Origin of the sequence: Stenotrophomonas maltophilia (assembly GCF_006974125.1) — a bacterium.
GTDB classification, from domain to species: Bacteria; Pseudomonadota; Gammaproteobacteria; order Xanthomonadales; family Xanthomonadaceae; genus Stenotrophomonas; species Stenotrophomonas maltophilia_O.
The window spans coordinates 1,264,234-1,283,583 of sequence record NZ_CP037858.1 but is presented as its reverse complement, the minus strand read 5'-3'; the positions used below and the strand labels follow the sequence as shown (position 1 = coordinate 1,283,583).

The following is a 19,350-nucleotide window of genomic DNA, read 5'->3' as shown; positions in this document are numbered from 1 at the left end:
CATGAAAGATCTGTTCGCCGCCGTCTGCCTGGTGGCGGTGCTGGAAGGCCTGTTCCTGTTCGTCGCGCCGTTTGCCTGGAAGCGCATGGCCGAGCGCCTGCTGGATCTGCCCAGCCCGGCCCTGCGCAGCTTCGGCGGGCTGGTGTTGTTGGCCGGCCTGAGCCTGCTGTGGTGGGCGCGGCATTGAAAGGGTAGTGCCTGCCGCTAGCCGGCAACCCGGGATTGCCGGCCAGCGGCCGGCACTACCGCCTGCGTTCACATGCATGGCCCGGCTCTGGTAGAGGCCAACCTTGGTTGGCATTGCCGGCCAGCGGCCGGCACTACCGGGCGGGGCGGCTGACCGGCCGGTGAAGCCGTCCGTCGGAAAGGTGGCACCGGACCCCGGAAACCCGGATAATGCACAAAAGCCGGACGGGCCTCCCCGTTCGGCTTTTTCCGTGTCTGGGCCTTCCATCGCCGGCGCTCCCCGTTTGGAGCCGCCCTCCAGGTGCTGGCCAGCCCCGCCACGGTTTACCCGTCCGCGGCCCCGATGGCCGCAACATATGAGGAGCCCGTCATGGGTCAGTCTGTCGTAGTGCTTGGTGCCCAGTGGGGCGATGAAGGCAAGGGCAAGATCGTCGATCTGCTCACTGAGGAAATCGGCGCCGTCGTGCGCTTCCAGGGCGGCCACAACGCCGGCCACACCCTGGTTATCAACGGCAAGAAGACCGTCCTGCACCTGATCCCGTCGGGCATCCTGCGTGACGATGCGCTGTGCCTGATCGGCAACGGCGTGGTGATCTCGCCGGCCGCGCTGCAGAAGGAAATCGCCGAGCTGGAAGCCTCCGGCGTCGAAGTGCGTTCGCGCCTGAAGATCTCCCCGGCTGCGCCGCTGATCATGCCGTACCACATCGCCCTGGACCAGGCGCGCGAGCGCGCTGCCGGTGGCAAGGCGATCGGCACCACTGGCCGTGGCATCGGCCCGGCCTACGAAGACAAGGTGGCGCGTCGCGGCATCCGCATCGCCGACCTGCACTACCCGAAGCAGCTGGAAGAACTGCTGCGCACCGCGCTGGATTACCACAACTTCGTGCTGACCAAGTATCTGAACACCGATGCGGTCGATTTCCAGAAGACCTTCGACGAAGCGCTGGCCTTCGGCGAATACGTGCAGCCGATGAAGTCCGACGTGGCCGGCATCCTGCACGACCTGCGCAAGCAGGGTAAGCGCGTGCTGTTCGAAGGCGCGCAGGGTGCGCTGCTGGACATCGACCACGGCACCTACCCGTACGTCACCAGCTCCAACACCACCGTCGGTGGCGCGCTGGCCGGTTCCGGCGTCGGCGCCGATTCGATCGACTACGTGCTGGGCATCGCCAAGGCCTACGCCACCCGCGTCGGCGGCGGCCCGTTCCCGACCGAACTGGACGACGAAGTCGGCCAGGGCATCCGTGACCGCGGTGCCGAGTACGGTGCGTCGACCGGCCGTCCGCGTCGTTGCGGCTGGATGGACATCGTTGCGCTGAAGCGCGCCGTGGCCATCAACGGCATCAGCGGCCTGTGCATCACCAAGCTGGACGTGCTGGACGGCATGGAAAAGCTGAAGGTCTGCATCGCCTACGAATACAACGGCAAGCGCACCGAGTACGCGCCGCTGGACGCGCAGGGCTGGGAAGAGTGCACGCCGGTGTACCTGGAGTTCCCGGGCTGGAGCGAGAACACCCACGGCATCACCCACTGGGACGACCTGCCGCCGGCCGCACGTGCCTACCTGCGTTCGCTGGAAGAGCTGGCCGGCTGCCCGATCAGCATCGTCTCCACCGGCCCGGACCGTGACCACACCATGGTCCTGCAGGATCCGTTCGCCTGAGGTAGCGCCGGGCGCTGCCCGGCGTAGGTGACAGGAAAAGCCCCGCGCAAGCGGGGCTTTTTCGTTACTGTGTCGCCAGGGCCAGCGGGGAAGCGACGCGATGACCAGGATGCCAGCGTGAAGGGCATGACGGTGATACGGATCACCCTGTGGGTGTTCTGGAGCCTGTGGGGCATCGCCTGCCTGGTACTGGTGCTGGGTGCGGCTGCCAATACCCTGGCTTCGCGCACGCAGACGGTGCCGTTGGTGCTGACCCCTGGCGCAACCGCCCAGTTCACCGTCTACCGCCTCATCGATGACCAACTGCGGCTGCGCCTGCGCTATGCCGCGGACGGTACAGAGGCTGACCCCGAGGTGCTGCTGCGCATCGAAACTCCCACCGATCATGGAGACTTCCGCGCAGGGGAGCGTTCGGGAGTGGCCGGGCAGGGCATCAATCGCAGGCTGGCATCGGTTGAATCCAGCGGCCTCATGGCGTCCTACTTCGGCTATGGCCGCGGCGATGCATTGCCACGCGGACGCTCATGGCTGCGGGTAACCGTACTGGAGGTGGACCCGGCGCTGGCGGGGCACCCGGCAGACATCGAACTGCAGCCACCACTGGACCTGCTGAAGCTGACCGACCTGGATTACCTCTGGCTGTGGCCGTTCTTCTTCTGGAAGATGGCGGCGCTGTTCCTGCTGATTCCAGGGGCCGCGTTGGCGGTACTCACCATCACCTTGCGGCGCTGGCAGCGTGGGGCGTCGAAGCAGCCGATTTCAGCAGGGGATAGGGATTGATGGACTCTCCCTTCCACCACTGTTTTTCCGCTCCCAGCACGTGTGTTTCGAAATGCAGGTGCGGGGCCTCGGCACTGGCGTTGCCGGTGCTGCCCACGTAACCGATCACGTCCCCGCGTTTGATCACCTGCTTTTCCGCCAGGCCATCGGCATAGCGCTGCAGATGCGCATAGTAGTAGCACCAGCGCCCGCTGGGTTCGAACTGGTAGATCGTCAAGCCGCCGCGTTCGCTGTCGAACAGTTTCTCCACCGTGCCATCAGCCACCGCGAGTACCGGGGTACCTGCATCGGCCATGATGTCGATGGCATCGTGCACGCGGCCCTCGCTGCGTGCATCGGTGAAGGTGTCCCGCAGTTGGGAGGCCGGGATGCCCTGTACCGGCAGCAGTAGACCGGCTGGCGCATCGGTGGCGTTGGACGGCGGCACGGCAGTGGGAGCCGGGCCGTCCACGCGCGGCGTTGCAGCCGCAGCCACCGCAGGTTGCACTGCGGGCTGGGCAACCGCCACCGGCTCACCCGCATCGCGGCGCAGCCACCAGCCCGCACCCAGGCCCAGCAGCACACCCAGTACGATCAGCTGCGAAAGACGCATCACATCACTCCTGCATCACCACGGGTACCGTGGTATCCACGGCATCGGCCACGCGCAGTGCATCCCAGTTGGTCATGCGCACGCAGCCATGCGACTCGGTCTTGCCCACGTGGCCGGGTTCAGGCGTGCCATGCAGGCCGTAATGCGGCTTGGACAGATCGATCCAGACCCGCCCGACCGGATTGTTCGGGCCTGGCGGCAGCGTGGCCTTCTTTTCGCCCTTGCGGGCATCCCAGAACAGCTTCGGGTTGTAGTGGAACGGCGGGTCGCGGTACACGCCCAGGATCTTCCATTCGCCGATAGGCAACGGGTCGTGCTGGCTGCCGGATGACACCGGCACCTGCGCGATCAGCTTGCCCTGCGCGTCCAGTAGCTGCAGCGTGGAGTTGGATTTGTCGACCACGACCCTGGCGGCCTTCGGCAATGCGGCCGCTGCGATGTTGGGGACCTGGATGCGGCTGCCAGCCCTGGTCAGATCCACGCCGGGATTGAGCACCTTCATCAGCTCTGGGGAGGCATGGAAGCGCTCGCCCAGGGCTTCCTCCACACTGCCGTAGCCCAGCGATTTCAGCTTGGCCTGGGCGGCGGGCCCTTTCGGTGTGGCCTGGAACGGACCGGCAACATCTTCAGCAGTCAGCGTGTAGCTGGCCAGCGGCGTGATCGTATCGGCCTGCAGGGCCTTCCAGGTAGCGTCATCCAGTTCACCGGTCACGGGCAGCCCACGCGCCGCCTGAAAACCCGAAACTGCGCGTCGCTGGTTGCTGCCCACTTCGCCATCGATCTGGCCAGGGGAGAAATTCGCGCGATCCAGCAGCACCTGGGCGTGCAGGGCGGAGCGTGGCGCAGTGTCCGGTCCGGCCGTTTCGGCAATGGGGGCGGGCAGGTGGGCGGGCGCAGGGGACTGCGCGAAGGCGGGTGATATCAGTAGCGACAGGACGAACAGCACAGGATGGGGTACACGCATGGGCATCTCCGGCATTCACGGAACTACCATGCCTGTGCGCAATGCAGGACGGATGTGAAAAGAATCTGACGCCGGGATGAGTGGTGCAAGCGTGACTATCCCTTGTGGGGCTGCGTCTGTACATGAAAAGCAACGAGGGCAGGCGACTACGGGTCCGTCGCCGCCTGCCCTGATGTTCAATCCACAGTGACCGTGATGTCGATGCTGTTGTTGTCCTCCCGCGACTCGCTCACGGTGTTCTGATCGTCAACCAGCAGCTGGATGGAATGCACCCCGGCGGTCGGGCGCCAGACGTCGTTGTATGTCCTGACATTGACGCTGGCGCCGGGTGCCAAGGTGTAGTTCTGGAGCCCGCCCCATACGCAACCTTCAATGAAACACTGCCCGTTCTTCATGGCCATCAGCCCAATCCAGGGCGCGCTGGCGGCGACCGAGCCGACATTCTCGATGGTGGCGGTGAACGACGTTGCATCGCCGGATTTCGGACGCAGCGGCTGTGAATGGGCGCTGGTGATCCGAAGGTCTGGCTTGTCCGAGACCTGGATGATTCGAGCCAGCTGGTTGTTGCCCTCATTCGACTCCTGGATCAGCCCTTGGTCGTCAACAATGGAGGTGATCTGTTGCTGGCCACCCGCGGCTGGCCAAACGGGGCCTGTGGGGCTCAACCATACGGATTCACCCGGCGCCAGGGCCGTTGTCAGACCACTCCAGGGGCAGCCACTGGCTGGGCACGCGCCGTTTACCAGATAGACCGCTCCGAGCCAACCCGCAGGTGCGGGCATTGATCCGCGGTTGGTTACCGCCGTGCGGAATGTCACTGCATCGCCTGGCTTGAAACTGGCTGGAATCGTTTCGATCAGGTATGGCTGCAGATCGGGCAGATCCCCCACCATGATTTCCCGGGTCAACTCGTTGTTGTGTTCGTCGAGTTCCTTGATGCGGTCCGCGTCATCTGCGAACACGGTCACCGCATGCAGCCCTGCCGAAGGTATCCAGCTGGGTCCTTGGTTCAGATCTATGGTGGCCTGTTGACCGGGGGCCAGACTGGTGGTCAGGATTCCCCATTGGCATCCTCCGTCGAAACACCGTCCCTCCTCATGGACAAGGACACTGTGGTGATTCATGGGAGACGGAGCATTGCCGACATTGCGGATGTTTGCGCGGAAACGGACCGGCTCCCCGGCCCGGAACTGGCTTGGAATCGTGTCGATCCGCGTGACCTGCAGGTCCGGCTGATGCGAGAGGTCATCGATCATGGAGTTGAAGATGGCAGGGCAGTTCTGTCCGTCGAACTGAAAATCAGGGCGTGCACCCGGCCAGAATGCAAAGTAGGCGCTGCCCAGGTTGCGGGGGCGGTCCGCTCCATACACGGCCTGCAATGCAGCTTCGAGTTTCGCTCGGAAGCTGGAGCGCAGTCCGGGGTCATTGCAACTGGTGTAGTTGAAAGCAGGAAGGACCGGAACCATTCCACCTCCCAGCAATCCGTGCCGTTTCCATTTCTGGTACTGGGTGACCTGTTCGTTCACGGTGTTCTGATACTGGTCAACGAAGACGACATCCTGTGCGTGCGGGCTCATTGCGTACTGGATCTGGGCATCGCTCAACGTGCCCATCAGATTGGCGATGATCACCGGGCGCGCGGATGCATCGGGATCCGCTTGCCGAAGCCTTTCGTAGACCAGTTCCTGGAAGCGCTTGCAGATACCAAGGTTCTGTGGTGTCTGTGGCAGAGCTGGTTCATCAAAGGTGTAGTAACCGACTACGATGTCTGAGTTCTGCAGGGCAAGTGCAGCAACAGCGTCAAGCTCCTGTTGAAGCCAGTCTGGTAGACGCTCGTTGCCAGGAGAGCAGGCACTGCCGGGATCTGCGTACCAAGCGTCGTGAACCGGTCCGTTGAACTGGAGCAGCACTTTGAATCTGGACAACAGCGGGTCCTGCCGCAGCGCCTGCAAACGGGAGCTGAGTTCACCCGTATTCCATCCTGTCACGGGAATCACATTCGCGCCGGCATTGTGCAGCTCGGTCAGCTGGGAGCGAACTGCGGGTTCAGCATTGCCGATGATGTTGTACGCGTAGAGGAACTTGAAGTTGCTTCCGGTGTATGCGTCCTGGGCGTGCGCGGACTGTGGGCTTGTCATGCAGGCAAGCAGGAGCGGAAGTGCACTGAGATAATGCCTCATGGTCGTCCTTGTACGATGGCGAGGGTGGCCGAGGTCTGGCATCGTGCAGATCAGCGGCGGCCCAGCATAACGGCAACAACCGCGTGGATCAGACCGCCTGCGGAGATGCTGCGCATTCGTTGCTGGCAATGACGGTGCAAACGTGAACCGCGCCCGAAGCATTCAGAATTTATGGATCAAGACCCATCATGGGGCCGCCGATAAGGCCATATCCCCCCGTTTTGGATACCCCCATGAACTACTTGAGGAATGTCAGGGTTGCCTGGCGTCTTGGGCTGGGCTTTGGCCTGTTGCTGCTGCTGGTTGCCGCCGTGGTGGCCACCGGCGCCACCGCCAGTGTCGTGCAGAAGCGCGCGATGCAGCAGGTGGTCGACGTCAGCGTGGCCAAGGTGCGCCTGCTGTCGCAGATGCTCGATGCCAACAACCAGATGATGGTCGTGCGCCGCGAGATGCTGATCCGCCAGGGCGATGACCGCGGCCACGATGAGCAGCGCATCGCCGATCTGGTCAAGCGCTACGAGGCCAGCTGGAGCGCCTACCAGGCACTGCCCAGCGACGCCGACGGCAAGGCCATCGCCGAAACCATCGCGGCCAAGCGTGCCATCGCGCGCCCGCTCAACAAGCAGACCAGCGAACTGATGGAGCAGGGCGACTACCCGGGCGCCGTGGCGCTGACCCTGGGCCCGGTGCAGGACGCGGCCAATGGCTGGAACAAGGCGCTGTCCGATGGCGTGGACTTTGAAGAGAAGGAAAGCCGCGATGCAGCCGCCGAGGCGATCCGCCTGGGCGAGCGCAGCCTGCTCCAGCTGCTGGTGCTGGGCGGCGTCGCGCTGCTGGTCGGTATCGGTGCCTCGGTGATGATCGGCCGCAGCCTGACCGGCCCGTTGGCCCGCGCGGTGAACCTGGCCGAGCGCCTGTCCAAGGGACAGCTGGACCAGGAGTTCCGCCTCGGTGGCCGCGATGAACTGACCCAGCTGGGTGAAGCCATGGCCAGCGTTCGCCAGAGCGTGCAGGCGGCGATCGGCGCGCAGTTGCAGATGGCAGAGCAGCATGAGGCGGGCGCGATCCGCTATCGCATGGACGTCACCGCGTTCCCCGGTGACTTCGGCCGCATGGTGCAGGCCACCAACAGCCTGGTCGAATCGCACGTGCAGGTGGAACTGCTGATGGCCGAGGTGATGCAGCGTTACGCCATCGGTGACCTCAGCCGCGACCTGCCGGACTACCCGGGCGAGAAGGGCACGCTGACCCGCACCCTGGCGGCGGTGAAGCAGAGCCTGATGTCGATCAACGCGCAGATCGATGAACTGGCCCGCGCCGCACGCGCCGGTGATTTCAGCATGCGTGGCGATGCCGCTGCGTTCCAGTACCAGTTCAAGGCGATGGTCGAGCACCTCAACGGCATGATGGCCAGTTCGCAGGCCAGCATCGCCGATGTCTCCGATGTGCTGCGTGCAATCTCGCACGGTGATCTGACCGCGCGCATGGACGGCGAGTATGACGGCGTGTTCGCGCGCATGCGTGACGACGCCAACACCACCACCGCGCAGCTGACCGGCATCGTGCGGGGCATCCAGGTGGCCGCCGACAGCATCAACAACGCGGCGCAGGAACTGGCCGCCGGCAACAACGACCTGTCGCGCCGCACCGAGCAGCAGGCCGCAAATCTGGAAGAAGCGGCCGCATCGATGGAGGAACTGACCTCCACCGTGCGCCAGAATGCCGAGCTGGCCCGCCAGGCCGACAGCGAAGCGCATGCGGCCGGTGCCGCCGTGCGCGAGACCGAGCAGGCGATGGCACAGATGGCCTCGGTGATGGGTGAGATCGATCAGTCCTCGGCACGCATTTCGGAGATCTCCACGGTGATCGACGGCATCGCGTTCCAGACCAACATCCTGGCGCTGAACGCTGCGGTTGAAGCTGCGCGTGCCGGCGAGCGGGGACGTGGCTTTGCCGTGGTCGCCAGCGAAGTGCGCACGCTCGCGCAGCGCGCCGGCGTCGCCGCCAAGGAGATCAAGGAGCTGATCGAAGACGCCGCGGCCAAGGTGAAGAGTGGCCTGGCGGTGACCGTTGAATCGGAAGCCGCGATCGCGCGCGTGGCCCAGGCAAGTTCGCGCACGACCCAGCTGATGAGCGACATCGCTGCGGCGAGCAAGGAGCAGGCCGCCGGTATCGAGCAGGTCAACCAGGTGGTGGTGCAGATGGATCAGGTGACCCAGCAGAACGCCGCACTGGTGGAGGAAGCCACCGCTGCCAGTCGCGCGCTGGAAGAGCAGGCGCATGCACTGACCACGTCGGTGGCGGTGTTCAAGGTGGAAGGCGCAGCGGCTTCGGCCGTGACGCGTCGTGCAGCCTGAGCAGGCTGCTGACCCCGTGACAGAAATGCGGCCGCCCTGGGCGGCCGCATTTCCGTTGCCTGCCCAGACAGGCGGACGCAGCGCCGTCATTGTTCAAGGACACTGCCGAGCATGGCCCCCACGGCATACAGCACGGCCAGGGTAGGGGGCATCACCAGAAGGTAGACGGTCGTCCAGGTCTTTCCGGAAAGCCATCCCCCCATGCCGATGACGTCGAGTGCTGCGGTCTGCAGCATCACTGGCAGCTGCATGAGGATGTAGGCGCTCTTGGGATCGCTGTTGGCCTGGGCATCGAGCACCAGCCAGGCGGTCAGCGCGAGATAGAGTGTGCATATGGCAATGCCGGTCCAGCTGAGCCAGCGTGGCTTGCGCATGCCGTCTTGTCCGTTCCGTCGGGACCATCAGCGTAGCGCCGCGTGCGCTGCCGTGCACTTCCTTGTGCCCAGTCAATGAGTGAAGCTGCAGGCAGGGAGCCGTGCGAAGAGACCTGAAGGGTGATCAATGTGATGAATGCCGCGATGTTGCGAGTCGTGATGCTGCCAGGCCTGGATGGCACCGGCCTGCTGTCGGCACACTTCGTGGAGGCGATGCAGGCGCGGGGCATCCAGATGCAGGTGCTGCCGATGCCCGCGCGGGGGCCACAGGACTACACCACGTTGGCGTCGATCCTGCGCCCGCAGCTTCCGGCATCTCCTTTTGTGCTGCTGGCCGAATCGTTCGCCGGGCCACTGGCCATCGAACTGGCGGTGGCCGGGCTGCCTGGATTGCATGGGTTGGTACTGAGTACGACCTTTGCACGGCGACCGGTGCCGCTGCCTGCGGCGAGCGCACGGATACTGGCTCCGGCGTGGCCGTTGCCACCACTCGCGTTGATGGCCCGGTTGCTGCTGGGGCAGTGGCGGACGCGCGCGAACCTGCGTGAGCTGGGCCTGGCAATCATGCAGGTGCCGGCCGCAACCCTGCGCCAACGTGCTGCGACGACGCTGCAGGTGGACGTTCGTGCACTGCTGCCGGAACTCGTGTTGCCGACGCTATGCCTGCATGCCCGGCAGGACCGCCTGCTGTGGCCGCCCAGTGTGGCCGAGCTGCAGGCACTGTTGCCCGATGCCCGCCATGTGTCGCTGGAGGGACCACATCTGCTGCTGCAGGCCCGCGCTGATGCAGCGGCAGCCGAAGTTGCCGCGTGGGTGCGGGCGCTGCCACCCTGAACGCGGCTCTCAGCCGCGGGCGCGGGTACGTGCCGCTTTCTTCGCCGCCACCTTGCGCACGGTCTTCTTTGCCGCACGGGTCTTCGCTGCCTTCTTCGCGGCAGCACTACGCGAGGCGGGAGTGCTGGCCTTCTTGGCCACCGTCTTCCTTGTTGCCTTCTTCGTGGCTGTCTTGCGGGCCGGTGCCTTCTTCGCCGTCGTTGTCTTCGCAGCGGCCTTGCTGGCGGCCTTTTTCGCTGGTGCCTTCTTCGCTACCTTGCGACCACTGCCACTGCGCTTGCCGCCACCATCCTGCTTGTTCACGGTGGCCCAGGCGATGCGTTCGGCAGTGCTTTCGCTGGCACCACGCTCGCGCTCGCTGTCCTCGATGTGCTCGGCCTGGCGCTTCTGCTTTTCGGTATAGGTGGACTTGTCACCGCGGGGCATGACCGGTCTCCGGCAGGAACTGGCCCCACGGTGGGCCTGGCAGCGTTAAGCGCAAGTCCCGCAAGGGTGATCGCATCGGCAAGGGGCCTCGGCTATGCTTGCCGCATGCGAGTCGAGCCCGCCGACATCGAAGCCCTGTTCGACGCCATCCCGGATGTGCTGTTCTTCATCAAGGATCTTCAGGGGCGTTACACACACGTCAACCAGACCATGCTGCGGCGGCTGGGCCTGCGCGCGCGCAAGGACGTGATCGGGCGCACGGCGGCCGAAATCTACCCGACCGGCCTCAGTGCGGACTACGTCGATCAGGACGCCCGCGTGCTGTCCGGTGAGGTCATCGAGAACCTGATGGAGCTGCACCTGTTCGCCAACCGCGAACCGGGCTGGTGCCTGACCTGCAAGCGCCCGCTGGTGGTCGATGGGGCCATCGAGGGGCTGATCGGCATTTCCCGCGACCTTGGCCAGAAGGACAGCCTGGGTACCCAGTACGAACAGCTGCGGCTGGCACTGGCCCACCTCAACGCGCACTACGCCGAGAACGTGCGCATGCAGACCCTGCTGGACATCACCGGCTTTTCGCTGTCCAAGCTGGAGCGCAGCTTCCGCAAGGTGTTCCAGATGACCCCGCAGCAGGTGCTGACCCGGCTGCGGATCCAGATGGCCATGCACCTGCTGCACGGTGACGAGAGCATCGCCAGCATCGGCCAGGCCTGTGGTTTCAGCGACCAGAGCGCCTTCACCCGCAAGTTCAAGGCTGAAACCGGTTTCTCGCCGCGCGCCTACCGCGCCCGTATCGGCGGCAACGTCGGCGAGCCCGCACTGGCCTGAGCCGCCTGCTGCGCTGTGCCTATCCCCGCGGGCATGGGATAGGGTAAGGTGTCGCCCCTGTAGCCCGCCGCCAGCCCCGCCGATGCCCAACTCGATTCCGACCGCTTCGCCGTCCCGCCTCGGACATTCGCTCAAGCCCCGCCAGCTGATCATGATGGGCCTGGGCAGCGCCATCGGCGCCGGCCTGTTCCTCGGCTCGGGCGTGGGTGTGCAGGCGGCCGGTCCGGCGGTGCTGGTGTCGTATCTGGTCGCCGGCGCGCTGGTGATCATCGTGATGAACGCACTGGGCGAAATGGCGGCGGCCAAACCGACCAGTGGCGCGTTCTCTGTCTATGCCGCCGATGCCATGGGGGCGACCGCCGGTGCCACCGTGGGCTGGCTGTGGTGGGTGCAGCTGGTGATCGTGATCGCTGCCGAGGCGGTGGGGGCGGCCGGTCTGCTGGCCACCGTCTGGCCAGCAGTACCTGTACCGATGGCGGCGCTGGCCTTCATGCTGTTCTTCACCGCGATCAACCTGCTGGGGGTGAAGAACTTCGGCGAGTTCGAATTCTGGTTCGCCATCCTCAAGGTCGCGGCGATCCTGGCCTTCATCGCCATCGGCGTGGCGCTGCTGATGGGCTGGCTGCCGCAGGTGACCTCGCCGGGCCTGAGCAACTTCACCGAACACGGCGGCTTTGCACCGAAGGGCCTGGCCGGTATCGGTGCCGCGCTGCTGGTGGTGGTGTTCGCCTTCGGTGGTACCGAGATCGTGGCCGTCGCTGCCGCCGAGACCGAAGACCCCGAACGCAGCATTGCCCGTGCCATCCGCACCGTCGCCTGGCGCATCCTGGTGTTCTACATCGGCTCGCTGAGCGTGATCATCGCCGTAGTGCCGTGGACCAGCGAGGCGCTGAAGTCGCCGTTCGCTGCGGTGCTCGATATCGCCCGTATCCCGGGTGCGGGCACCGCCATCACCCTGATCGCGGTGATCGCGCTGCTGTCAGCGCTCAATGCCAATCTCTACGGCGCCTCGCGCATGATGTATTCGCTGGCACAGCGTCGTGAAGCGCCGGCGGTGCTGGGCTGGACCGATCCGCGCCAGGTGCCGGTCATCGCCGTGCTGGCCAGCGTTCTGTTCGGTTTCGCCGCCACGGTGATGGAGCTGCTGTTCCCGGACCGGGTGCTGCCGGTGCTGCTGAACATCGTCGGTTCCACCTGCCTGCTGGTGTGGACACTGTCGCTGGTCTCGCAGCTGGTGCTGCGCCGCCGCGCGGATCGCCTGGGCACCCGCCTGCCGTTCCGCATGGCCGGTTTCCCGTGGCTGACGGTGTGCGCGCTGGCGATCCTGGCGTTGATCTTCGGCCTGCTGCTGAGCGAGTCGCATACCCGCCTGCAGTTCCTGTCGATGGTGGCGCTGACCGCCACCATCGCCGCCGGCAGCGCCATCGCCCGGCGCATGCGCGAGGCGTGACTGAAGCTGCCGGCCAGCGGCCGGCACTACCACGGGGGCTGCACATCCGCCGTGCCATCCTGATCGTGTGGGCCGTCAGCGGCCCGTTGACCAGGAGTACCGCATGCTGCGCAGTCGCCCCTTCCTGATGTTCACCGGCCAGGCCGAGGCCGCCCTGGCCCTGTACGCCGAGGCCTTCGCCGATTTCCGCCTGCTGGCAATGCAGCGCCATCCGGACGGCGCCGGTGCCGGCGTGCCCGGGCAGGTCCGCCAGGCCATTTTCCTGCTCGGTGGCACCCACTACCTGTGCTTCGACAGCCTGGACGTGCACGATTTCACCTTCTCGCCGTCGATCTCGCTGTTCGTGGAGTGCTCCGGCGCCGAACAGTTCGAGCGTGCCGCGCGCGTGCTGGGCGAGGGCGGTCACTGGTTGATGCCGGTGGGCGATTACGATTTCAGCAACCGCTACGGCTGGGTGCAGGACCGCTTCGGGGTGTCGTGGCAGTTGAGCCTGGGGCAGATGCCGGATCCGTGATCGGATTGTTGTGGGTGTGGATCTTGGTCCATGAGCCCTTATGAAAACGGCCCGCTTGCGCGGGCCGTTCTCATTTCCGATGGATCGCAGGCTTACGCCTCGACTTCATCATCCTTGTAGGCGTCGACCGGGATGCAGGCGCACATCACGTTCTTGTCGCCGTACACGTTGTCGACGCGTGCCACCGGCGGCCAGTACTTGCTCTGCTTCAGGCTGGCCAGCGGGAAGGCGGCCAGTTCGCGCGGGTAGGCGTGGGTCCACTCGCTGGCGGTCACCGCGGTGGCGGTGTGCGGCGCGTTCTTCAGCGGGTTGTCCTCGCGGTCCAGGCGGCCGTCTTCGATCGCGGTGATTTCCTCGCGGATCTGGATCATCGCGCTGATGAAGCGATCCAGTTCGTGCAGCGATTCGCTCTCGGTCGGCTCGACCATCAGCGTACCTGCCACCGGGAAGCTCAGGGTCGGGGCATGGAAGCCGAAGTCGATCAGGCGCTTGGCCACGTCCTCGGCGCCGATGCCGCTGGTCTTCTCCAGCGGACGTACGTCGAGGATGCACTCATGCGCCACCAGGCCATTGCGGCCGGTATACAGGGTCTTGAAGTGCGGGGCCAGGCGCTTGGCGATGTAGTTGGCGTTGAGCTGCGCGACCTGGGTGGCCTTGCGCAGGCCTTCGCGGCCCATCATCGCGATGTACATCCAGCTGATCGGCAGGATCGAGGCGCTGCCGAAGCTGGCCGCGCTGACCATGCCGACCGGGCCGTTGTCACCCAGCTTGCCCGGCAGGAACGGGGCCAGATGCTCCTTGACGGCGCACGGGCCGACGCCGGGGCCGCCGCCGCCGTGCGGGATGCAGAAGGTCTTGTGCAGGTTCAGGTGCGAAACGTCCGACCCCCACTTGCCCGGCTTGGCCACGCCGACCAGGGCGTTCATGTTGGCGCCGTCGGTGTACACCTGGCCGCCGTGCTGGTGGATGATCTCGCAGATCTCGACCACTTCCTCCTCGAACACGCCATGCGTGGACGGGTAGGTCATCATGATCGCGGCCAGGCGGTCGCTGTACTTCTCGGCGTTGAGGCGGATGTCCTCGACGTCGACGTTGCCGTTGGCATCGGTCTTGGTGACCACGACCTTCATGCCGCACATCTGTGCCGAGGCCGGGTTGGTGCCGTGCGCCGAGTCCGGGATCAGGCAGATGTCGCGGTGGCCTTCACCGCGCGAGCGGTGGTAGGCGCGGATCGCCAGCAGCCCGGCGTACTCGCCCTGTGCGCCGGAATTCGGCTGCACGCTGACCGCGTCGTAGCCGGTGCATTCGACCAGCATCGCTTCCAGCGTGTCGATCAGTTCCTTGTAACCCAGCGCCTGGTCGGCCGGCACCAGCGGGTGGATCTGCGAGAACTCCGGCCAGGTCACCGGGATCATCTCGGCGGTGGCGTTGAGCTTCATCGTGCACGAGCCCAGCGGGATCATCGTGCGGTCCATCGCCAGGTCCTTGTCGGCCAGCGAGCGCAGGTAGCGCAGCAGCTCGTGCTCGCTGTGGTGGGTGTTGAACACCGGGTGGGTCAGGAATCCAGACTGGCGCAGCAGGCCGGCCGGCAGCGCGTCGGCGGTGCTGGCATCCAGCGCGTCGACGTCCAGCGCGGCGCCGAACACGGCAGCCACGGCAACGATGTCGGCGCGGGTGGTGGTTTCGTCCAGGCTGATGCCGACCGAGTCGCTGTCGATCGCGCGCAGGTTGTAGCCGGCGGCGCGGGCCTTGGCGTGGATCTCATCGGCGTGCACGCCGGTGACATGCAGGGTGTCGAAGAAGTCGCCACCGACCTGCACGCCGGCACTGCGCAGCGCTGCGGCCAGGATCGAGGCCAGGCGATGGGTGCGGCGGGCAATGCGGGTCAGGCCTTCCGGGCCGTGGTAAACGGCGTACATCGAGGCCATCACCGCCAGCAGCACCTGCGCGGTACAGATGTTGGAGGTAGCCTTCTCGCGGCGGATGTGCTGCTCGCGGGTCTGCAGGGTCAGGCGGTAGGCCGGGTTGCCCTGGGCATCGACCGAAACGCCGATCAGCCGGCCCGGCATCGAGCGCTTGTAGGCGTCACGGCAGGCCATGAAGGCGGCGTGCGGGCCACCGAAGCCGAACGGCACGCCGAAACGCTGGCTGTTGCCGACCACGATGTCCGCGCCCCATTCGCCCGGGGCGGCCAGCAGGGTCAGGGCCAGCAGGTCGGTGGCCACGGCCACCAGGCCGCCGCGTGCGTGCACGGCATCGACCAGCGCCTTGTAGTCGCCCACCTGGCCGAAGGTATCCGGGTACTGCAGCAGCAGGCCGAAGGCTTCCGCTTCCAGCGCTTCGGCCGGGGTGCCGACGCGCAGCACGATGCCCATCGGCTCGGCGCGCGTACGCAGCAGTTCCAGCGTCTGCGGATGCACGGCGTCGTGCACGAAGAAAGTATCCGACTTGGACTTGGCCGAACGCTTGGCCAGGGTCATCGCTTCAGCAGCTGCGGTGGCTTCGTCCAGCAGCGAGGCGTTGGCGATTTCCATGCCGGTCAGGTCGGCGCACAGGGTCTGGAAGTTGATCAGCGCTTCCATGCGGCCCTGCGAGATTTCCGCTTGGTACGGGGTGTAGGCGGTGTACCAGGCCGGGTTTTCCAGGATGTTGCGCAGGATCACGTTCGGCGTGTGGGTACCGTAGTAGCCCTGGCCGATGAAGCTGCGCAGCACGGTGTTCTTGTCGGCGATCGCACGGATCTTCGCCAGTGCCTGCACTTCGGTCATCGACTCCGGCAGCGCCAGCGGCGCCGGCGACTTGATCTTGGCCGGCACGATGGCATCGGTCATCGCATCCAGCGACGCGTGGCCGACGACATCGAGCATCTGCGCGATCTCGGCGTCGTTGGGGCCGATGTGGCGCTCGACGAACGCATTGTGGTGCTCGAGCTCACGCAGGGAAGGGGTGTTCTGGGACATGGCGAAGGATCCGTCAGGAAAGGGCACACGCACGGGCACAAGCCGCCGGTCGGCGGTCTGCGGGGCGCCCCTCTGTCCTTTTGCCTGAGAGTTTAAAAGTGCGGCGGACCGCAGCTTCGTGCCCCTTCGGCGCCGGATCGAACCGGTCTCTCCAGAGTTGTGTTACGGGTGGTATCGGGCCTGAGCGATTACGGGCGTTGCGCCTTCGGCAGCGGTGTTCCGCTTCTCCCACCGTGTTGCCCGCTGATTATAGCCCGTTGCGGGCGCGGCGGCCGCCTCCGCGCCAGGTCACCGCGCCTGAATGGCCGATGGCCCGGTCGTGCGTTTTGTGCAGTGCTGCATGGCGTCGGGTGCAATCCCCGCCTATGATGGGCGGATACCCGAATTCATCTGGCGCCGTCCCCGTTGCAGCGGGACCGGCGCCCGCCGTGCGTGCCCCGCATGGCCCTGCCGGACGCTTCCTCCATGACCGCTGCCGTTGCTCCCTCCACTCGCCGCATGGCCCTGCTGCTTGCCGGCCTGGCCATGTTCGGCCCGTTCTCGATCGACACCATTTTCCCCGCGTTCCCGCAGCTGGCCCAGCGCCTGGCAGTGGACGAGGTGGCGGTGCAGCAGACCATCAGCGTGTACCTGCTGTTCTACGGCCTGATGAGCCTGGCGCACGGCCCGCTGTCCGATGCCTGGGGCCGCAAGCGGGTGATCCTGGGCGGCCTGGTGGTGTTCGTCGGCGCCTCGGTCGGCTGTGCGCTGTCCACCGACCTGACGACGCTGCTGGCGTTCCGCGCGCTGCAGGGCCTGTCTGCGGGTGTCGGCATGATTGTCGGCCGCGCGGTGATCCGCGACCTGTACCACGGCCACGATGCGCAGCGGCTGATGAGCCAGGTGTCGATGCTGTTCGGCATCGCCCCGGCGATCGCACCGATCATCGGCGGCTGGATCCTGCTCAGTGGCGCCGGCTGGCCGCTGATCTTCTGGTTCCTGGTGGTGTTCGGGCTGGTGCTGCTGGCGGCCACCGCGCGCTTCCTGCCGGAAACCCACCCGGTCGAGGCACGGGTACCGCTGTCGCCGCGCGTGCTGCTGCGTGACTATGTGCGCATCGGCTTCAACCCGCGCTTCCTGCGCCTGGCGCTGGCCGGCAGCATCGGTTTCGGCGGCATCTTCCTGTACATCTCCTCGGCACCGGTGTTCGTGATGCAGCACCTGCATCTGGGCGAGGGCGGCTTCGCCTGGCTGTTCATTCCCACCATCGGCGGCATGACCACCGGCTCGTTCCTGTCCGGGCGCATGGCCGGGCACACCACGCCCACACGCCAGGTCGCCATCGGTTTCAGCCTGTGCGCGCTGTCGGCGCTGCTGAATGTCGGCTACGTGGCGCTGTCGCCGCAGTTCGTGCTGCCGTGGGCGGTGCTGCCGATCTTCCTGGGCGGCATGGGCATGTCGCTGATCTTCCCGATCCTGGCCCTGGCGGTGCTGGACATGTACCCGCACCAGCGTGGCCTGGCATCGTCCCTGCAGGCCTTCGTGCAGCTGATGATCAGCACGGTGGTGGCTGGCGTGGTGTCGCCGCTGCTCAGTGCCAGCCCGCTGCACCTGGCACTGGGCCAGGCTGCGTTCTTCGGCGCCGGATTCGTGTTCTGGTACTGGGAGCACCAGCGCGAGCGCGCGGCGCAGGCAGTCTGCACGGGCCATTGAGCAGTGCGCAGGGGTAGTGCGGGCCGCGCTGTCTCCAACGCTTGCGGCCAGGAACGACCGGACTAGGCTGGGGACTCCAGCCAGCCGGTGCGTGGATGCACGACAGCCAGCCGATCCGATGTCGTTGCATGAGGTTCCCCCATGGCTGCGCAGCAGACCTATCGCCTGTTCGAGGTGGCGCTGAAGGAGCGCCGCGTTCTTTCCCCTTCCCTTGACCGCATGGTGTTCACCGGTGCCGACGTGGCACGGATGAAGACCGAAGGCCCGGACCAGCGCATCAAGGTGTTCTTCCCCTTGCCCGGCCAGGACGTGCCGCAGGTCCCCAGCGGTGAAGACTGGTATCCACGCTATCGCGCGCTGCCGGACGACCAGCGCCCGCCGATGCGCACCTACACCATCCGCCAGCTGCGTGCCGAGCAGGGCGAGGTCGACGTTGATTTCGTGCTGCATGGTGAAACCGGGCCGGCCTCGCGCTGGGCCATCCGCGCGCGGCCGGGCGACCGCGTAGTGCTGCTGGCCCCCGATGCGGACTGTGCCGACAGCAGCGAAGGCTGGGAATGGAAGCCGCCGGCGGGTGTCGGCCAGGTGCTGCTGGTGGCGGATGAAACCGCGCTACCGGCGGTAGCCGGCATTCTCGAGGAACTGGCCGCGCTGGCCGATCCGCCACGCACGCTGGCGCTGCTGGAGGTCGCCCAGGCCGGGGATGCGGTGCCGTTGAAGGCCCCGGACACGGCCGAGCTGGTCTGGCTGCCACGCGGGCAGGCGGCCTACGGACAGCCTCTGTTGCAGGCGGTGCAGGCGCGCCTGGCAGCGGCCTCGAGCGTGGCCGCAGGCGACGAGCTGGAAGAGATCGACATTGACGCGCAGATCCTGTGGGAGCAGGCCGATGCCAGCGTGGCCGGGCCGCTGTATGCCTGGGTGGCAGGCGAGGCGGGGTCGGTGATGGCGGTCCGTCGCCATCTGGTCCGCGACTGCGGGCTGGACCGCCGCGCGATCACCTTCATGGGCTACTGGCGGCACGGCAAAGTGCTGGACTGAGGGGTGTGAAGCGGTGCTGCGGGCGGGGTGCGCTATCCTTGCGCCCCCCTTTCGCAGCGGTACCGCACCATGTCCACCAGCTCCAAGACCCGCCGCGACCAGCGCCGTCGCCAGGAAAAGCAGGCCGCCAACAAGGCCGCTGCCCAGGCCTCGCCGGTGGAGCCGCATGCGGAACTGCGCGATGCGCAGCGCACCCTGCTGGCCGGTGTCGTGCGCCGCGACGGCGAATGGGTGCTGGGCATGGATGGCCGCATTGCCGGCCACAGCGAAAGCGCCGCACAGGTGCTGGCGCTGATCATGCAGGCCGGTGAGCTGCACGAACGCAATGGCACGCCGGTGCGCCTGATGTACTCCGACGCGCTGCGCGATGCCGCACAGGCCGAAGCCAGGGAGAAGGGCCAGACCTTCGAGGAATTCAAGGCCGAGTTGGCCGCTGCGATGGCGGCCAAGAAGAACAGCTGATCGCTGTTGCGGTAGAGCCGGCCGCTGGCCGGCTGCCAGACGCATTTCCA

At 66.3% G+C, this 19,350-nt stretch carries 17 protein-coding genes and 1 riboswitch; of the genes, 11 read left to right on the top strand and 6 right to left on the bottom strand.

From position 1 onward, the window contains the following. The first annotated feature begins 1 nt into the window (after position 1). From EZ304_RS05935 to EZ304_RS05925, 3 genes are all read left to right on the top strand, one after another. The gene (locus EZ304_RS05935; RefSeq protein ID WP_005410640.1) at positions 2 to 187 is read left to right on the top strand and encodes a DUF2065 domain-containing protein; all 186 of its coding nucleotides are present in this window, start codon (positions 2 to 4) and stop codon (positions 185 to 187) included. A 369-nt stretch (positions 188 to 556) separates the two neighbouring features. Continuing rightward, positions 557 to 1,849 (top strand): adenylosuccinate synthase, encoded by a 1,293-nt coding sequence (locus EZ304_RS05930; protein WP_142806544.1) that lies wholly within the window; start codon positions 557 to 559, stop codon positions 1,847 to 1,849. A 117-nt stretch (positions 1,850 to 1,966) separates the two neighbouring features. Beyond that, a complete protein-coding gene (locus EZ304_RS05925; protein ID WP_142806543.1) occupies positions 1,967 to 2,629 on the top strand; it encodes a hypothetical protein in 663 nt (220 codons plus the stop codon). Here EZ304_RS05925 and EZ304_RS05920 read toward each other — a convergent pair. The 3 genes from EZ304_RS05920 to EZ304_RS05910 all read right to left on the bottom strand — a co-directional run bounded on the left by EZ304_RS05920 (position 2,565) and on the right by EZ304_RS05910 (position 6,365). Further along, positions 2,565 to 3,221: a M23 family metallopeptidase gene (locus EZ304_RS05920; protein ID WP_142806542.1), complete on the bottom strand. Its 657-nt coding sequence runs from the start codon at positions 3,219 to 3,221 to the stop codon at positions 2,565 to 2,567. The two genes, EZ304_RS05925 and EZ304_RS05920, sit on opposite strands and share 65 nt — an antisense overlap. Before the next feature lie 4 nt (positions 3,222 to 3,225). Further along, entirely contained in the window at positions 3,226 to 4,191 is a 966-nt protein-coding gene (locus EZ304_RS05915) for a L,D-transpeptidase family protein (protein WP_185959243.1), read from the bottom strand. Between the two features lie 170 nt (positions 4,192 to 4,361). Beyond that, positions 4,362 to 6,365: a CARDB domain-containing protein gene (locus EZ304_RS05910; RefSeq protein ID WP_185959220.1), complete on the bottom strand. Its 2,004-nt coding sequence runs from the start codon at positions 6,363 to 6,365 to the stop codon at positions 4,362 to 4,364. Between the two features lie 233 nt (positions 6,366 to 6,598). Here EZ304_RS05910 and EZ304_RS05905 point away from each other — a divergent pair, with 233 nt between their 5' ends. After that, positions 6,599 to 8,722 (top strand): methyl-accepting chemotaxis protein, encoded by a 2,124-nt coding sequence (locus EZ304_RS05905; RefSeq protein ID WP_142806539.1) that lies wholly within the window; start codon positions 6,599 to 6,601, stop codon positions 8,720 to 8,722. Positions 8,723 to 8,808: 86 nt separating this feature from the next. Here EZ304_RS05905 and EZ304_RS05900 read toward each other — a convergent pair whose 3' ends face one another. Further along, positions 8,809 to 9,096 (bottom strand): hypothetical protein, encoded by a 288-nt coding sequence (locus tag EZ304_RS05900; RefSeq protein WP_142806538.1) that lies wholly within the window; start codon positions 9,094 to 9,096, stop codon positions 8,809 to 8,811. A 132-nt stretch (positions 9,097 to 9,228) separates the two neighbouring features. Here EZ304_RS05900 and EZ304_RS05895 point away from each other — a divergent pair, with 132 nt between their 5' ends. After that, positions 9,229 to 9,930 (top strand): alpha/beta hydrolase, encoded by a 702-nt coding sequence (locus tag EZ304_RS05895; RefSeq protein ID WP_142806537.1) that lies wholly within the window; start codon positions 9,229 to 9,231, stop codon positions 9,928 to 9,930. A gap of 9 nt (positions 9,931 to 9,939) precedes the next feature. On the opposite strand, the gene EZ304_RS05890 is transcribed toward EZ304_RS05895, so the two are convergent. Continuing rightward, complete coding sequence (locus EZ304_RS05890; RefSeq protein WP_142806536.1) at positions 9,940 to 10,356, bottom strand: hypothetical protein; 417 nt, start codon at positions 10,354 to 10,356, stop codon at positions 9,940 to 9,942. Between the two features lie 105 nt (positions 10,357 to 10,461). Here EZ304_RS05890 and EZ304_RS05885 point away from each other — a divergent pair, with 105 nt between their 5' ends. From EZ304_RS05885 to EZ304_RS05875, 3 genes are all read left to right on the top strand, one after another. Beyond that, complete coding sequence (locus EZ304_RS05885) at positions 10,462 to 11,184, top strand: helix-turn-helix transcriptional regulator (RefSeq protein WP_049429965.1); 723 nt, start codon at positions 10,462 to 10,464, stop codon at positions 11,182 to 11,184. Between the two features lie 82 nt (positions 11,185 to 11,266). Beyond that, a complete protein-coding gene (locus EZ304_RS05880; protein WP_049429964.1) occupies positions 11,267 to 12,634 on the top strand; it encodes an amino acid permease in 1,368 nt (455 codons plus the stop codon). A 103-nt stretch (positions 12,635 to 12,737) separates the two neighbouring features. After that, complete coding sequence (locus tag EZ304_RS05875; RefSeq protein ID WP_005410627.1) at positions 12,738 to 13,148, top strand: VOC family protein; 411 nt, start codon at positions 12,738 to 12,740, stop codon at positions 13,146 to 13,148. A gap of 92 nt (positions 13,149 to 13,240) precedes the next feature. Here the strand turns inward: EZ304_RS05875 and gcvP are convergent, their stop codons facing one another. Next, on the bottom strand, positions 13,241 to 16,108 hold the full coding sequence (gene gcvP / locus EZ304_RS05870; RefSeq protein ID WP_142806535.1) for an aminomethyl-transferring glycine dehydrogenase: 2,868 nt from the start codon (positions 16,106 to 16,108) through the stop codon (positions 13,241 to 13,243). Between the two features lie 62 nt (positions 16,109 to 16,170). Next, positions 16,171 to 16,273: riboswitch (glycine riboswitch) on the bottom strand. A 300-nt stretch (positions 16,274 to 16,573) separates the two neighbouring features. Between gcvP and EZ304_RS05865 the strand changes: the two genes are divergently transcribed. The 3 genes from EZ304_RS05865 (at position 16,574) to EZ304_RS05855 (ending at position 19,300) form a co-directional block, all read left to right on the top strand. Next, positions 16,574 to 17,800: a multidrug effflux MFS transporter gene (locus tag EZ304_RS05865; RefSeq protein ID WP_099555392.1), complete on the top strand. Its 1,227-nt coding sequence runs from the start codon at positions 16,574 to 16,576 to the stop codon at positions 17,798 to 17,800. Between the two features lie 141 nt (positions 17,801 to 17,941). Continuing rightward, complete coding sequence (locus EZ304_RS05860; protein ID WP_099555358.1) at positions 17,942 to 18,838, top strand: siderophore-interacting protein; 897 nt, start codon at positions 17,942 to 17,944, stop codon at positions 18,836 to 18,838. A 69-nt stretch (positions 18,839 to 18,907) separates the two neighbouring features. After that, positions 18,908 to 19,300, top strand: coding sequence for a hypothetical protein (locus EZ304_RS05855; protein ID WP_005410623.1), 393 nt, complete (start codon positions 18,908 to 18,910; stop codon positions 19,298 to 19,300). Positions 19,301 to 19,350: the final 50 nt, after the last annotated feature.